The sequence below is a fragment of the Leifsonia sp. 2MCAF36 genome (assembly GCF_052115525.1).
GTDB lineage: Bacteria > Actinomycetota > Actinomycetes > Actinomycetales > Microbacteriaceae > Leifsonia.
This window is the reverse complement of record NZ_JBFRGV010000012.1, coordinates 66,590-81,571: the sequence shown is the minus strand read 5'-3', so window position 1 is coordinate 81,571 and position 14,982 is coordinate 66,590. Positions and strand designations below refer to the sequence as shown.

At 68.9% G+C, this 14,982-nt stretch carries 11 protein-coding genes and 1 tRNA gene; 10 read left to right on the top strand and 2 right to left on the bottom strand.

What is annotated here, in order from left to right; all coding sequences use genetic code 11:
- The first annotated feature begins 199 nt into the window (after positions 1-199).
- The 6 genes from topA to AB4079_RS16855 all read left to right on the top strand — a co-directional run bounded on the left by topA (position 200) and on the right by AB4079_RS16855 (position 7,272).
- On the top strand, positions 200-2,980 hold the full coding sequence (gene topA / locus AB4079_RS16880; RefSeq protein ID WP_441788478.1) for a type I DNA topoisomerase: 2,781 nt from the start codon (positions 200-202) through the stop codon (positions 2,978-2,980).
- On the top strand, positions 2,977-3,597 hold the full coding sequence (gene tmk / locus AB4079_RS16875; RefSeq protein ID WP_441788477.1) for a dTMP kinase: 621 nt from the start codon (positions 2,977-2,979) through the stop codon (positions 3,595-3,597). Before topA ends, tmk begins: the two co-directional genes overlap by 4 nt.
- Before the next feature lie 57 nt (positions 3,598-3,654).
- Positions 3,655-4,845, top strand: a complete 1,191-nt coding sequence (locus AB4079_RS16870; RefSeq protein ID WP_441788476.1) for a DNA polymerase III subunit delta' — start codon at positions 3,655-3,657, stop codon at positions 4,843-4,845.
- Positions 4,842-6,386, top strand: a complete 1,545-nt coding sequence (locus tag AB4079_RS16865; protein ID WP_441788475.1) for an alpha/beta hydrolase — start codon at positions 4,842-4,844, stop codon at positions 6,384-6,386. Before AB4079_RS16870 ends, AB4079_RS16865 begins: the two co-directional genes overlap by 4 nt.
- 34 nt (positions 6,387-6,420) lie before the next feature.
- Positions 6,421-7,116 (top strand): TetR family transcriptional regulator, encoded by a 696-nt coding sequence (locus AB4079_RS16860; protein WP_441788474.1) that lies wholly within the window; start codon positions 6,421-6,423, stop codon positions 7,114-7,116.
- Positions 7,117-7,196: 80 nt separating this feature from the next.
- Positions 7,197-7,272 (top strand) — tRNA-Thr (locus AB4079_RS16855).
- An 83-nt stretch (positions 7,273-7,355) separates the two neighbouring features.
- Here the strand turns inward: AB4079_RS16855 and AB4079_RS16850 are convergent.
- Positions 7,356-8,960 carry an outer membrane protein assembly factor BamB family protein gene (locus AB4079_RS16850; RefSeq protein WP_441788473.1) on the bottom strand — a complete coding sequence of 535 codons (1,605 nt, stop codon included), beginning with the start codon at positions 8,958-8,960 and terminating at the stop codon, positions 7,356-7,358.
- The gene (locus AB4079_RS16845; RefSeq protein WP_441788472.1) at positions 8,957-9,568 is read right to left on the bottom strand and encodes an RNA polymerase sigma factor; all 612 of its coding nucleotides are present in this window, start codon (positions 9,566-9,568) and stop codon (positions 8,957-8,959) included. The genes AB4079_RS16850 and AB4079_RS16845 overlap by 4 nt, the downstream gene beginning before the upstream one ends.
- Before the next feature lie 79 nt (positions 9,569-9,647).
- Between AB4079_RS16845 and AB4079_RS16840 the strand changes: the two genes are divergently transcribed.
- The 4 genes from AB4079_RS16840 to AB4079_RS16825 all read left to right on the top strand — a co-directional run bounded on the left by AB4079_RS16840 (position 9,648) and on the right by AB4079_RS16825 (position 14,918).
- Complete coding sequence (locus AB4079_RS16840) at positions 9,648-11,240, top strand: D-alanyl-D-alanine carboxypeptidase/D-alanyl-D-alanine-endopeptidase (RefSeq protein WP_441788471.1); 1,593 nt, start codon at positions 9,648-9,650, stop codon at positions 11,238-11,240.
- A 41-nt stretch (positions 11,241-11,281) separates the two neighbouring features.
- Complete coding sequence (locus AB4079_RS16835; protein ID WP_441788470.1) at positions 11,282-11,857, top strand: isochorismatase family protein; 576 nt, start codon at positions 11,282-11,284, stop codon at positions 11,855-11,857.
- Between the two features lie 80 nt (positions 11,858-11,937).
- Complete coding sequence (locus tag AB4079_RS16830; RefSeq protein WP_441788469.1) at positions 11,938-14,124, top strand: MMPL family transporter; 2,187 nt, start codon at positions 11,938-11,940, stop codon at positions 14,122-14,124.
- Positions 14,125-14,201: 77 nt separating this feature from the next.
- Entirely contained in the window at positions 14,202-14,918 is a 717-nt protein-coding gene (locus AB4079_RS16825) for an alpha/beta fold hydrolase (RefSeq protein ID WP_441788468.1), read from the top strand.
- The last annotated feature ends 64 nt before the right edge of the window (positions 14,919-14,982 follow it).

Below are 14,982 nucleotides of genomic sequence, written 5' to 3'. Positions count from 1 at the left end.
CCGTCGCTGCGCCCATGGCGAACGCCTCCGACCCGATTAGGTGGACAAGCGGCGAAGGTGTGTATGGTTTGCCTGTCGGACGACGGACCGCGCGGGGCGTGGAATGTCGCCGCAGGGGGAGACGCGCCACGTCCGTCCAGTCGTGGACGACATGGTCAGCTGTGGACGACACAGCGTGTGCATATATAAGAGGAGTCAGGTGTCTGACACGAAGAAGCTCGTCATCGTCGAGTCTCCGAACAAGGTCAAGTCGATCGCCCAGTACCTGGGCGATGGTTACGAAGTCATGGCCTCGGTCGGTCACATCCGCGACCTCATCGAGCCCAAGAACCTCCCCCCGGAGCTCAAAAAGGGATCGCTCGGCAAATTCTCGGTCGACGTCGAGAACGAGTTCGAGCCCTACTACGTGGTGTCGGACACGAAGAAGAAGACGGTCGCCGACCTGAAGCGCGCCCTGAAGAACGCCGACGAGCTCCTGCTTGCGACGGATGAGGACCGCGAAGGCGAGGCGATCGCCTGGCACCTCGTCGAGGTCCTCAAGCCGAAGGTGCCCGTGAAGCGCATGGTCTTCCACGAGATCACCCGCGAGGCCATCGAGAAGGCGCGCGACAACACACGCGAGATCGACACTGCGCTCGTCGACGCCCAGGAGACGCGGCGTATCCTCGACCGCCTCTACGGCTACGAGGTGTCACCCGTGCTCTGGCGCAAGGTCGGACCGGGCCTCTCCGCCGGGCGTGTGCAGTCCGCCGCCACCCGCCTCGTCGTGGACCGCGAACGCGAGCGACTGGCCTTCGTGCCGGCCTCCTACTGGGGACTCACCGCGCGGCTGGCTCCGGAAGACGCGAACGCTTTCGATGCCCGCCTTGCGCGTCTCGACGGGGTGCGGGTTGCCACCGGCCGTGACTTCGACGACCACGGCACCCTCACGTCGGACGCCCGCACGCTGGACGAGGCCGCGGCGACGACGCTTGCTGAGGCCGTTCGTCAGACCAGCACCGCGGTCGCCGTGTCGAAGGTCGACTCGAAGCCGTACTCGCGCAGGCCGGCCGCGCCGTTCACCACGTCGACGCTGCAGCAGGAAGCTGCCAGGAAACTGCGCTTCTCGGCACGTCAGACGATGAGTGTGGCCCAAGCACTGTACGAAAACGGCTACATCACCTATATGCGAACCGACTCCGCGTCGCTGTCGCAGCAGGCGACGAACGCGGCCCGCGCCCAGGCCGCCAAGCTGTACGGACCCGAGACCGTTCCGGACAAGCCGCGCACCTACGCGTCGAAGAGCAAGAACGCGCAGGAGGCGCACGAGGCGATCCGTCCGTCGGGCGAGACCTTCCGCACCCCGTCCGAACTCGAGCGCTCCCTCCGCGGACCGGAGCTGCGCCTGTACGAGCTGATCTGGAAGCGCACCGTCGCCTCGCAGATGGCCGACGCCAAAGGACAGACGGCGTCCGTGACCGTGCAAGCCAGAATCACCGAAGGCCCGCTCGACGGAACGATCGCGGAGTTCACCGCGAGCGGGACCGTGATCACCTTCCGCGGCTTCCTCAACGCCTACGAGGAGAGCAAGGACGAGGAGCGCAACACCTCCGAGTCCGCAGAGGCCAAGCTCCCTCCGCTCACCGAGAAGCAGGCGCTCGGCGTCCAGGACGTCGCGGCGGATGGCCACGAGACCACACCGCCGCCGCGCTACACCGAGGCGAGCCTCGTCAAGGCGCTGGAAGAGCTCGGCATCGGGCGTCCCTCGACCTTCGCCAGCATCATCTCGACGATCATCGACCGCGGATACGTCAGTCAGCGCGGCCAGGCGCTTGTCCCCAGCTGGGTCGCCTTCTCGGTGGTACGCCTGCTGGAGGACTACTTCGGCGACCTCGTGCAGTACGATTTCACCGCCGAAATGGAGGACGACCTCGACCGGATCGCCGACGGCGAGGCGGAACGCGTCGACTGGCTCAACAGCTTCTACTTCGGCAGCGGCAAGCACAAGGGTCTGCGTCGCGTCATCGACAACATGGGCGAGATCGACGCGCGCAGCATCAACTCGATCGCCATCGACGACGGCATCACGCTCCGCATCGGAAAGTACGGCCCCTACCTCGAGGTCGCCGAGCCGGACGCCGCGCCCGACGCGACTCCGCGCCGGGTGAACATTCCGCCGGAGCTGGCTCCAGACGAGTTGACCCCGGCCAAGGCCCGCGAGTTGATCGACGCACCCGTGCAGACGGACCGCGTGCTGGGAAGCAACCCCGCCAACGGCAAGCATGTGCTTGCCAAGGACGGGCGCTTCGGACCGTACGTCACCGAAGCCGACCCGGAGGACGAGTCGACCGTCGACCCGAACACGGGCGAGGTCGCCGAACCGGCGAAGAAGACCAAGAAGGCCGCAGCGGAGAAGCCGCGAACCGCATCCCTCTTCAAGTCCATGGACCTGGCGACCATCGACCTGGAGACCGCGCTGAAGCTCCTCGACCTTCCCCGCATCGTCGGAGCCGACCCCGAGAGCGGCGAAGAGATCCAGGCTCAGAACGGCCGGTACGGTCCGTACCTGAAGAAGGGCACCGACACCCGCTCGCTTCCCAGCGAGGACGACATCTTCGACGTCGACCTCCCCGGGGCGCTCGAGCTGTTCGCGCAGCCGAAGTACGGCAACCGTCGCGCCTCCAGCGCGCTCAAAGAGTTCGACGCCGACCCGGTGAGCGGCAAGCCCATCCGGATCAAGGACGGACGCTTCGGCGCCTACGTGACCGACGGCGAGACCAACGCCACGATCCCACGCGGTGAGACCGTCGATGAGGTCGACTTCGATCGCGCCGTCCAGCTGCTCGCCGACAAGCGGGCCAAGGGGCCGGCCGCCAAGAAGCCGGCTGCCAAGAAACCGGCCGCCAAGAAACCGGCAGCGAAGAAGCCGGCAGCTAAGAAGCCGGCAGCCGCCAAGCCCGCAGCTGCGCGGTCGACCGCCGCGAAGAAGCCCGCCGAGTGAGCGGCGGCCTCTTCATCACACTCGAGGGCGGGGACGGCGTGGGCAAGTCGACCCAGGCCGCCCTGCTCGAAGAGTGGCTCAGAGGGCTCGGCCGGACCGTCGTCCGCACCCGCGAACCGGGCGGGACGGATGCGGGCGTCGAGATCCGCGAGATCGTGTTGCACCACCGAGGCGACATCGCGCCCCGAGCAGAAGCTCTGCTCTACGCCGCCGACCGGGCCCACCACGTCGCAACGGTCGTCCGTCCCGCGCTCGCACGCGGAGAGGTCGTCGTCCAGGACCGCTACATCGACTCATCGGTGGCCTACCAGGGAGCCGGGCGGGTGCTCGACGCCGGCCAGATCCGCGACCTCTCCCTCTGGGCGGCCGAAGGGCTGCTGCCCGACCTGACGATCCTGCTCGACCTCGACGAGGATGCCGCCCGCGCGCGACTGGACACCTCCCGCACCCGGTACGACCGGCTGGAGGCCGAGCGCTCCGACTTCCACGCGCGCGTGCGCGCCGCGTACCTCCGCCTCGCCGACGACGACCCGGACCGTTTCCTCGTCGTTGACGCGGCGCGACCCGTCGAGGACATCGCGGCCGAGATCCGCGACCGCCTCGCGTCGCGCGTCTGACCGGCACCCGGACAGCGGTGAACGACGGTGTCCGCCGTGCCAGCTAGCCTGGAAACCATGACGGTGTGGGACGAGCTGACGGGGCAGGACGAGGCAATCGAGGTCGTCCGCGCCGCCGCTGCCGGGTCCACGGTGAGATCGGCCGACGGCTCCACCGGGCGGGGGATGACCCACTCGTGGCTGATCACCGGACCTCCCGGCTCCGGCCGATCCAACCTGGCCTACGCCTTCGCGACCGCCCTCCTCAGCCCGGGAACCCCGGAAGGCGACCTGGCCACCCAGCGCCAGGTCGAGGCGCGCACGCACCCGGACCTCGCCGTCCTGAGCACCGAGCGGGTCATCATCTCGATCGACGAGGTCCGCTCCCTGGTCGCCAGCTCACAGTTCTCACCGTCGGTCGGTCGCTATCGGGTGATGGTCATCGAAGACGCCGACCGCATGACCGAGCGCACGTCCAACGTCCTTCTCAAGGCGCTCGAGGAGCCGCCGGAGCGCACCGTGTGGATCCTGTGCGCGCCGAGCGACGCCGACCTGTTGCCCACCATCCGCTCACGCGTCCGCACTGTTCGTCTCCGGGTGCCGAGCGTCGCCGACGTCGCCGAGCTGATCAGCCGACGTGACGGTGTCGACGCCGTGACCGCGGAGCGCGCCGCGCGGCACGCTCAGAGCCACATCGGAATGGCGCACCGCCTGGCGACGCATGAGGAGGCGCGCAGCCGCCGACAACAGACACTGGAGCTGGCGCTGCGCATCCGCTCGGTCTCCGATGCGGTGCTCGCCGCCGCGACCCTGCTGGAGATCGCAGGCGCCGACGCGAAAGCGATCACCGAGGAGCGGGATGCGGAGGAGCGCGAGCACGCGCTGCGTTCGCTCGGGATCGAGCCGGGCGGCACCATCCCGCCCGCCCTGCGCGGTCAGCTCCGCCAGCTGGAGGAGGACCAGAAGCGCCGCGCGACACGTAGCCTGCGGGACGGCATCGACCGCATTCTTGTCGACCTGCTCTCGCTGTACCGGGATGTCATGATGATCCAGCTGGGCAGCGACAGCGAGCTGGTCAACCAGGAGCTGCGGACGGACCTCGACTCTCTCAGCGCCCACACGACTCCGGCCGCTACGCTCGCCGCGATGGACGCCGTCGCCACCGCCCGGGAGCGTATCGACGGCAATGTCGCCCCGGCCCTCGCGCTCGAGGCCATGCTGACCACGATCCTGCGCGGCACCACCGCGCGAAAGGGGACCGACCTGTGACCACCCGAGCCGGCAGCCGCGCCGTCCGCATCGCCGCTGTGGCCGTTGCGGCGGTCGTCGCCCTCACCCTCAGCGGGTGCGTCACCTGGTTCCTGCCCGCCAAGACACCGGCGACGTCCACGCCGGCCCCGGACAACGTGTCCGCCGCCCTGCACCCGTACTACAGCCAGGTGCTGCACTGGACCTCCTGCTCCAGCGGAAAGCAGTGCGCCACGGCGAAAGCGCCGCTGGACTGGAACGACCCGGGGGTCGGTGACATCGAGCTCGCCCTGATCCGCCAGCCGGCGAAGGGCACCAAGCAGGGTTCGCTCCTGACCAACCCGGGCGGTCCGGGAGCGTCCGGCTACGACTTCGTAAAAGACTCCGTCGACTTCGTCGCGGATGCCACCCTGCAGGACCACTTCGACATCGTCGGCTTCGACCCCCGCGGCGTCGGCCGTTCCACTGCTGTGAAGTGCTACGACGCCAAGGAGATGGACCAGTACCTCTACGGCATCACGCCCGGTGTCCGGGGGTCCGACCAGTGGATCGCCGAGAACACGGCGGTCGCGAAGGACTTCGGCGACGCCTGCCAGCAGAACACCGGCGCGCCGCTCGCGAAGCTCGACACGGTGAGCGCGGCCCGAGACCTCGATCTGCTTCGCGCAACCCTCGGCGACACGAAGCTGAACTACCTGGGCTACTCGTACGGCACCTACCTGGGCTCGATCTACGCGGGCCTCTACCCGGGCAAGACCGGCCGGCTCGTCCTCGACGGCGCGCTCGACCCGGCAGCATCCAACTTCGACGTCACCGAGGTGCAGGCGAAGGGCTTCGAGAGCGCGTTGAGGGCCTACCTCACGAGCTGCCTGACGCAGAAGGGGTGTCCGTTCACCGGAACGGTGGACGGTGCCATGGCGACGGTCGGCCAGCTCCTGGCGGCGGTCGAGAAGAGCCCGATCCGCAACTCGGACGGCCGCGAACTGGGCGCCAACACCCTGGTCACCGCGATCATCACCCCGCTCTACGACGCGACCGCCTGGTCGTACCTCGACAAGCTGTTCGAGTCGGTCATGAAGGGGAGCGCATCCGTCGCCTTCGCCCTCGCCGACTCGTACAACAACCGCACGGCGGACGGCACCTACTCCGACAACTCGACCGAGGCGTTCGTCGCGATCAACTGCCTCGACTACACCTACAACGCCGACCCGGCCCTGATGCGGTCGCAGGCCGCCGAACTGGCGAAGGCCGCCCCGGTCATCGGCCCGTACATGGCGTACGGCGACATCGGCTGCGCCAACTGGCCGTACAAGGCGAGCGGTCAGCGCGGGCCGATCTCGGCGGACGGCTCGGCTCCCATCCTGGTCGTCGGCACGACGAACGACCCGGCAACGCCGTACGTGTGGGCGAAGAACCTGTCCGCCGAACTCCAGAACGGGCACCTCCTCACGTACAAGGGGGAGGGGCACACCGCCTACAACAAGTCGAACTCGTGTGTGAACAACACGGTCGACGCCTACCTGGTGAAAGGCACGATCCCCGGCGAAGGCAAGACCTGCTGACGAGTGGTGCAAATTTGCAGGGAATGAAATAATCGTGAGCGTGACTGTGGCACCCGAATCCGCGCTGGGCGAGCTGGGACTACGCGAGCGCAAGCGCATCGCCACCCGCCGTGCCATCCAGCTCGCTGCCGTCGAGCTGGCGGGCGAGCGCGGCTTCGACCGCGTCACGATCGATGAGATCAGCCACGTGGCCAACGTCTCGCCGCGCACCTTCTTCAACTACTTCCCGTCGAAGGAGTCCGCCATCATCGGCGAGCTCCCGGAACTGCCAGACGAAGAGAGCATCGACCGCTTCATCACGGCGGGGCCGCGGGAGGCCATCCTGGAGGGCATCAGTGAGCTCCTGGTCGCCGCGATCGAGCTCGGCGATACCGGCGGTGAGCCGGACGATGGCGACGGCGACCCGCAGAGCAGGCAGCGCCTGCACACGCTGCGCCGCGCGCTCCTCAAAGACAACCCCGAGCTCTTCGCGCTGCGGATGGCGAGCATGCACAAGTTTGAGGATGCGCTGAGCGGCGTCGTCCAGCGCCGCCTGGCCCACGACGACCCGGCCCTCGCGGACGACACCGAGACGCTGCACCAGCGCGCCCGGCTCGTGACGTATGTGGCCTTCGCCGGGATGCGCCACGCCTGGTCGTGCTGGGCCGATCACGGCGGCGTCGAGCCGCTGTCCGACCGGTTGCGGAGCTCGTTCGACCAGTTGGCCGCGCTCGGCACGCAGGTGCACTGACGCCCGACCCTTCTGGTCGCCAGCTTCTCGCGGGATCGGGTAAGCTATCTGACTGTGCGCCGGACGGAAGTCCGGCCCACGCCGCCCTAGCTCAGTCGGCAGAGCATCTCACTCGTAATGAGAAGGTCAAGGGTTCGATTCCCTTGGGCGGCTCCACGAAGACACACGACGAACGGCCCGCAGATCCCCCGATCCGCGGGCCGTTCGGCGTCCCCTCACCCTTTTTCCCCCGGGCCTGATCAGCCGATCGACTCGACGTGGTTGCCAACCTGGCGCACCAGGACCCCGCCGACGAACTGCACCATTTCGCCGGCGACGGTCGGCCGGCTCCACACGCTGTCGCCTGTCGCCAGGTCGAATGCTTCCTGGATGCCTGGGACATCCCAATATCCGTACGCGTAGAGGACATCGCCGCCGAAGATCGGCGCGCCCGTGCGCTGCACCGGATAGCTGAATGCCGGCAGGTCTGCGCCCGTCTGGGCATCGAGCCGGCAGAGCTTTCCGCCGCCGGCAACCATGATGGTGCCGCGCCGCGCATCCAGAATGATGTTCGAGGCGTACTGTCCCAGGGCGGGCAGCGCGCACGTCCCGGAGTCGCTCGTCCACACGTCTCTACCGGTGGCCGCATCTATCAGGGTCATCGCTGCACGCGAGACCGCCGCGAAATAGCCGGCTGAATGGGGGACACCGGCGTTTTCACCCGGGACCCCTTCCGCGTCGAACACCTGCTGGACGTGCACTCCGGGTGAGAAATCACGCGTCCAGGCGCGGGTGTCGTCCGAGGAGTTGAACGCCGTCAGCGTCGTCCCCCCATCGGCCGCGGTCGTGGAGCGAACATCGATTCCGGGCAGATACACGTACGAGGACACACCATCCAGCGCCAACTCGCCCGTGGACACATTCAGCGTGGCACCCGACAATCCCACTGCACCCGCCGCTGCATACGAGATCTGTACCCGGCTGGAGTCGGCGTCTCCGCCGGGAACCACGAATGCGGCCGTTCCGGGAACCCGCGTGGTCCAGCGCGGATGCGCAATGTCGAGCGGGTCGGCGCGTACGACGGAGTCATTGGTCGTGTAGAGGATGTCGCCCCCGTCGCCCGCGACAGCCACCAATAATTGAGAAGCGGCCTTCTGCGGAAAATCAACCGATCCGAGGACTGAGCCGTCGGCTAGCTGAAGTACCTCGTGTGGGCCGCCCGTCCAACCTGTGTCGAACACGAGAACATGGCCAGACGTCCCCAGCACAGTGGTCAACACGAGGGTCCCGCCCGCTGGGTTGGCCGACGTCGGGACCCACGACCAGCTGCGGGTCCAGAGCTTGGTCCCGCTGTTGGTGTCGACGAGCGTCAGGGAGACATTCTGGTGGTAGGCGTCGCAGTCGCCCCCATCGCCGACTTCGACCGCGCCCGTCTGGAACAGCGCCAGACCATCGGCGATGTTGATCGCCGTCTGCTGCTCGCAGGGATCGCCGGAACCGGGGAGATCGAGGCTCCAGGACGGGTGGGCCGGCAGCGTCAGCACGTCCCGCGGTGCGATAGGGCTGGACTGTACCTCGATCCGTCGCGGTGTCGGGGTCGGTGTCGGCGTCGGAGTGGGGGTCGGCGTCACAGTCTGGGTCGGCGTCGGCACCGGTGCGGGCGGCGTCTCGTCCCCGCCGAAGTGGATGATGCCGGTGAGCGCGAGGGCGGCCGTGCCGCCGGCGAGGACGATCGCGACGCTGGAGAGCAGGCTGGTGAGGAGGATCTGAAGGTGCCTCCGCCGGCGGGGTTCGTCAGCGACGGTGTCGATCAGCAGTTGGCGGATGGCGGCGCTGCGCTCCGGGGTGAATCCTGTGGTGCTCATCGTGCACCTCCTTCGAGGATCGTGGTGTCTGGGCCGGTGTCGGGTGCGGTGGCGAGCGGTGAGGCGAGTTCGCTGAGGCGTTTCCGTGCGCGGGAGAGGCGCGACTTGACCGTCCCCTCGGGGACGCCGAGTGCCTCAGCCGCCTGAGCGGTGGTGAGCTCTTCCAGGATGCAGAGGGTGATCACGTCCTGGTCGCGCTTGCTCAGGCTGTCGAACGCCTCGCGCACCTGACGGTCGCGGCCGGCCCCGTCGAGCGTCTCGTCGACGGCCGGCGCGTGGTCGTCCTGCGGCGCCGGCGCGGGCAGCTTCATCAGCGCGGCGCGATAGCGACGCAGGCCGCGGGTGTGGTTGCGCACCGCGTAGTTGGTGGTGACCAGCAGCCAGCCGATGATGGACCCGTCGACCAGGCGGACGGACTCGCGCTTGCGCCACGCCTCCAGGAAGACCACTGCGGTCACGTCCTCGGCGTCGTGCCTCTCCCGCAACAGGCGGAGAGCGTGCCCGAAGACGCGGTCGCGGTGCCGGTCGAACAGCGACGCGAAGGCGGGGCCGTCCCCGCCGCGTGCCGCCGACCAGGCCGCAGCCTCATCGAATCCATCCATGCTCATACCCACTAGTGTCCGGACCCGGCCGGATGGTTCCGTTTCTCTCGTAGCAGCATTCAGAAAGCCCAGGTAGCATACCCGGATGCACGAATCGGACCAGCCGGACACCGGGCCCGACCCGTCCACCCCCTCGACCCCATCCTCCCCGATCGCCGACCCCTCGGTCGCCTCGGAACCGCCGACGACCACAGGGTCCGGCCGGCGGGCGGCTGTCCGCGCGAAAAGGGACGGCATCGCGGCCGGCGTCATGGCCGCCATCCGGAAGCACCCGAAGGCGTGGATGGCCGGAGCGGCCGCCGTCGTCTTCGTGCTCCTGGGCACCGGGAGCGTCGCCCTCGGGGCGACCGTCGGAGGTCCGGCGGCCGCAGCGGGGGTCGCATCCCTCGCCACCACGCCGACGCCCAGCCGCACAGCGACGCCGACCCCGACCCCGACAGTCGACCCGGGCCGCCCGGTCCCCGCGAACCAGCCCGCCGCAACCCGCGTCCGGACCTGCTCGGTCGCCGGCCTCGCGGCCGACGGCCGGCTCGGCACGCTGGAGGCGCAGGTCGTCAATGCGAAGACGGGCCAGACATTGTTCGACCGGAACGGCGGGAAGCCGGGGCCGACGGCCTCCGTTCTGAAGACCCTCACGTCGGCGGCCGCGCTCGCGACGCTCGGCCCGGACTACCGCGTCTCGACCACGGTCGTCGCGGGCAGCACGCCCGGTCAAGTCGTCATCGTCGGCGGCGGGGATGTGACGCTCTCGCGCCTGCCGGACGGCCAGGCGTCCTTCTATACGGGGGCCCCGAAGATCCAGGACCTCGCGAACCAGGTGAAGCAGGCGATGGGCGGTCAGCCGATCACCTCCATCGTCGTCGACGCCTCGCTCTTCGGCGCGCCGTTCTGGCAGCCGAGCTGGGATGAGCACGAGGAGCGCGTCGTCGAGGGATCGACACCGTACATGTCGGCCCTGATGGTGGACGGCGACCGTGACGACCCGACCGCGGTGGAGTCGCCGCGCAGTACAGACCCGGTGGCACGCGCCGTCCAGTACTTCCAGCAGTACCTGGGAACCAGTGTCGGGGTGAGTCAGGGCGCTGCGCCGGCGGGGGCACGCCAGCTCGGCGTCGTCCAGTCGCAGCCGGTCACCACGCTGATCGATCAGGCCATGCGGGTCTCCGACAACACGATCATGGAGGAGCTCGCCCGCCTCGTCGCCATCAAGAACGGCGCAGGCAACACGTTCGACGCCCTCAACTCCGGTGTCCTCGCGGGGCTCAAGGGCTACGGGATCGACACCTCCGGCATCCACATCGCCGACGGTTCGGGCCTGAGCGGCGACAATGCGGTGCCGCCGTCGTACCTCACGCAGCTGTTCATCAAGGTGCTGAACCGTCAGAACGGCCTCGGTGTCGTCTACGACGGCCTTCCCGTCGCAGGCAAGTCGGGAACGCTCGGCCCGGGCTACAACCGGTTCACCGGGTCGAGTGCGGTGGCGCGGGGCGCTGTCTTCGCGAAGACCGGGTGGATCGACCACGGTTACACCCTGTCGGGCATCGTGAACGCCGCCGACGGCACGCCGCTGACCTTCGCGGTGTTCGCGCTGGGGAACGTCGGCGACAACGCCAAGCAGGCGATCGACAGTCTGGTGGCCGGCTTCTACAACTGCGGGGACAACCTCTCCAACGGCTGAGCCGCACAGGGCCGGCCGGCCACCGATCCCGGGAGGACGGAATGGGTAAGGCGCTCTTCATCGTGGACGTTCAGAACGATTTCACCGAGGGAGGCGCGCTCGGCGTTGCCGGAGGCGCCGCGGTCGCCCAGCGCATCACAGACCACCTGCGAGAGCACGCCGACGAGTACACCGTCATCATCGCGAGTCGCGACTGGCACGACGGAGACAACGACAACGGCGGACACTTCGCGATCGAGGGCGAGCCCGACTTCGAGAACACCTGGCCGCCGCATTGCGTCGCCGGCACCGCAGGGGCCGACTATCACCCCGCCTTCGATACTTCTCGGGTGACCGCCCACGTCCGCAAGGGGCAGGGTGTGCCGGCGTACTCGTTGTTCGAGGGGCGCACCGAGGCGGGGGAGTCGGTGCACGACATCCTCGAGCAGCATGGCGTGCACACCGTCGACGTCGCAGGCATCGCGACCGACTACTGCGTGCGGGCCTCGGCTCTGGATGCGCTGGCGCACGGTCAGCGCGTCCGGGTGCTGACCTCCCTCGTCGCCGGGGTCGCGCCGACGACGTCGGAGGCGGCGCTCATGGAGCTCGCTCGCGCGGGAGCCGAACTCGTCGGCTGAGGGGTGCGCGCTCCCGCGTGGACGGGCGCGCTGGTTCGCGCTACCCTAATTGCTAGCTCATCTAGTAATCAGGAGGCGAAGTGTCGAAGGATGTCCCCGGCCGTGTGCCGGCCCGCTGGCTGCGCATCGTGGTACCGACCGCCCTCATCCTGATCTGGCTGGCGCTCGCGGGCATCGGCGGCCCGACTTTCGGCAAGCTCTCCGCGGTATCCAGCAACGACCAGGCCTCCTTCCTCCCGGCCAGCGCCGAGTCGACCGAGGTGCAGGCGTGGCAGAAGCGCTTCACCGACTCGGGGTCCATACCGGCGATCGTCGTCGTGGAAGCTGCGGAGACGATCCCGAAGAGCGAGCTGGCGACGACCTACGCCCACCTCGGAACGAAGCTCGGCCAGGTCGAGGGCGTCCAGACGCCCGCGGAGGGTGAGACCACGAGCGTGGCCGGCCCGATCCCGTCGAAGGACGGCCACGCGGTTCAGTACATCGTTCCGGTGTCCGACGCGAACGGAGTGAAGACGGTGGTCGCCGACCTCCGCGCCGTGGCGGCGCAGACGGTCCCTGAGGGCACCCAGGTCTGGGTCACCGGTCCGGCCGGGCTCACCGCCGACCTGGTGAACGCGTTCGGAGGCATCGACGGCATCCTGCTGCTGGTGGCGGTCGCGGCCGTCTTCGTCATCCTGCTGCTCGTCTACCGAGCCCTGCTTCTGCCCTTCCTGGTGCTGTTCACGTCGATCTTCGCGCTCTGCGCGGCAATCCTCATCGTGTACCTGTTCGCGCTCTGGGGTTGGATCACGCTGTCCGGTCAGAGCCAGGGCATCCTGTCGATCCTCGTCATCGGAGCGGCGACCGACTACTCGCTGCTTCTCGTCGCCCGCTATCGGGAGGCGCTCGAACAGGAGCCGTCGCGCTGGGTCGCCATCCTGCGTGCGTGGAAGGCGGCGTTCGAGCCGATCGTCGCGTCGGGCACGACCGTCATCCTGGCGTTGCTGTGCCTACTGTTCTCGGATCTCAACTCCAACAGGAGCCTCGGGCCGATCGCCGCCATCGGCATCGTGTTCTCGCTGTTCTCCGCGCTCACCTTCCTCCCGGCGCTGCTCGCGATCTTCGGTCGTGCGTCCTTCTGGCCGTTCCGGCCGGTGCTCGGTGGCCGCCCCCAGAAGCACGACGAGGGAGTGACGCTCGCAGGCCTTGAGGGCGTCCACGGGCTGTGGAGGCGGGTCGGCGGCCTGATCGCGCGCCGGCCGCGGGTCACCTGGATCGTGTCCTTCGTCCTGCTGGCGGCCTGCGCCCTGGGGCTCACCCAGCTCAAAGCGAACGGTGTGCAGCAGACCGACGTGATCCTCTCCCCGTCCGACGCCGTCGACGGGCAGGCGGTCGTCGCGAAGCATTTCGACGCAGGGTCCGGCTCGCCGGTGCTGATCGTGGCACCACAATCGGACGGGGATGCGGTGCTCGCCGCGACCGAGAAGACGGACGGCATCGCCTCGGCCGCCTTCTACACCGGGGGTGGCCGTCCTCAGCCGGGGACAGCGGCGCAGCCGGTCGCCAAGGACGGGCACGTCCTCATCCAGGCGACCTTGGTCGCTGAGCCCGACTCGGCCGCTGCGGAGGCCGTGGTGAAAGAACTGCGCGGCTCGCTCGCGACAGACGGCTCGGTGCTGGTGGGCGGCGTCACCGCCATCGCGCTGGACACCAACGAGACGGCGCAGAGCGACCTCGCCAAGATCATCCCCATCGTGCTGGCCGTGATCCTGATCATCCTCATGCTGCTCCTGCGGTCGATCCTCGCTCCGGTGCTCCTGATCGGCAGCGTGGTGCTCTCGTACGCGGCCGCTTTGGGGGTGTCGGCGCTGGTCTTCAACCATGCGTTCGGGTTCCCGGGGGCGGATGCGGCGGTGCCGCTGTTCGGGTTCGTCTTCCTGGTAGCCCTCGGGGTGGACTACAACATCTTCCTGATGACGCGCGTTCGAGAGGAGTCGCTGCTCCTCGGGACGCGCCCCGGCATCCTTCGTGGGCTTGGGCTGACGGGCAGCGTCATCACCTCGGCAGGGGTGGTGCTGGCGGCCACGTTCGCGGCGCTCGCCGTCATCCCGATCCTGTTCCTCGTGCAGATCGCCTTCATCGTGGCGTTCGGGGTGCTGCTCGACACGGTGCTGGTGCGCTCGTTGCTGGTGCCGGCCGCCTCGTACGACATCGGGCGGGCGATCTGGTGGCCGTCGAAGCTCTGGCGCGACCGGTCCAACGTCGAGCGGGCGGAGGTCTCCTCCTGACGCGTGGTTTGCCCGGGACTCCGGCTTGACCAGGAGTCCGGCTTGCCCGGAAGTCCGCTGTGGGCGAGAGTGACGTCATGACCCGTCTGCACGTCGACCGGCACCCCGGCGCCGATCCGGTGCTCCTCGTTCACGGTTTCGCGTCAACGGGTGCGCTCACCTGGGAGTCGACGGGATGGGTGGCCGCGCTCGCCGAGGTGGGTCGCGGCGCCATCGTCCCCGACCTCCGCGGGCACGGCGGCAGCGACTCACCGCATGACCCGGACGCCTACTCGCCCGACCTCCTCGCCGCTGACCTCCTGACGGTCCTCGACGAGCAGGGCGTCGAGCGCGTGGACGTGATGGGCTACTCGATGGGGAGCTGGGTGGCCCTCGCGCTGGTCGCCCTCGCGGCGCGGCGCGTGCGGCGCCTCGTCGTCGGCGGTATCGGGACGGTCGAGCAGTTCGGGCACTGGGGCGTCTCCGCCGTGCAGGCCGCACTCCGTGACGACGCGACCGCGCTGGATGCGGCCAGCCCGCTGGCACCGCTGCTCGCCTCCCTCCGCCGAGCGCCCGGCGTGGATCGCGAGGCCCTGGCCGCGTGCGCGGGGGGTATGGCCGCGCATCCCCTCCCTCTGGTCAGCGCGGTGCCGACCTTGCTGGTCGTCGGCGAGGTGGACCCCGTGACCGAGGGCGCCGACGAAGCGGCGCGGCTGCTGGGCGCCGAGCTGGTCGTGCTCCCCAAGCGCAACCATGTCACGACGCTCAGCGCGCGTGCCTTCAAGCAGGCGGCCCTCCCGTTCCTTGGAGCCTGACGGACCAGTTTTCGCGTTTTCGCGTCACGAATGGACGATTAGCTCGTCCGTTATGGTGTGGGAC

Excerpts from the sequence above, each read along its gene's own strand:
- AB4079_RS16870 (WP_441788476.1), top strand. The coding sequence starts at position 3,655 with ATGACGGTGTGGGACGAGCTGACGGGGCAGGACGAGGCAATCGAGGTC.
- AB4079_RS16850 (WP_441788473.1), bottom strand. The coding sequence starts at position 8,960 with ATGAGCACCACAGGATTCACCCCGGAGCGCAGCGCCGCCATCCGCCAA.
- AB4079_RS16845 (WP_441788472.1), bottom strand. The coding sequence starts at position 9,568 with ATGAGCATGGATGGATTCGATGAGGCTGCGGCCTGGTCGGCGGCACGC.
- AB4079_RS16840 (WP_441788471.1), top strand. The coding sequence starts at position 9,648 with ATGCACGAATCGGACCAGCCGGACACCGGGCCCGACCCGTCCACCCCC.
- AB4079_RS16835 (WP_441788470.1), top strand. The coding sequence starts at position 11,282 with ATGGGTAAGGCGCTCTTCATCGTGGACGTTCAGAACGATTTCACCGAG.
- AB4079_RS16825 (WP_441788468.1), top strand. The coding sequence starts at position 14,202 with ATGACCCGTCTGCACGTCGACCGGCACCCCGGCGCCGATCCGGTGCTC.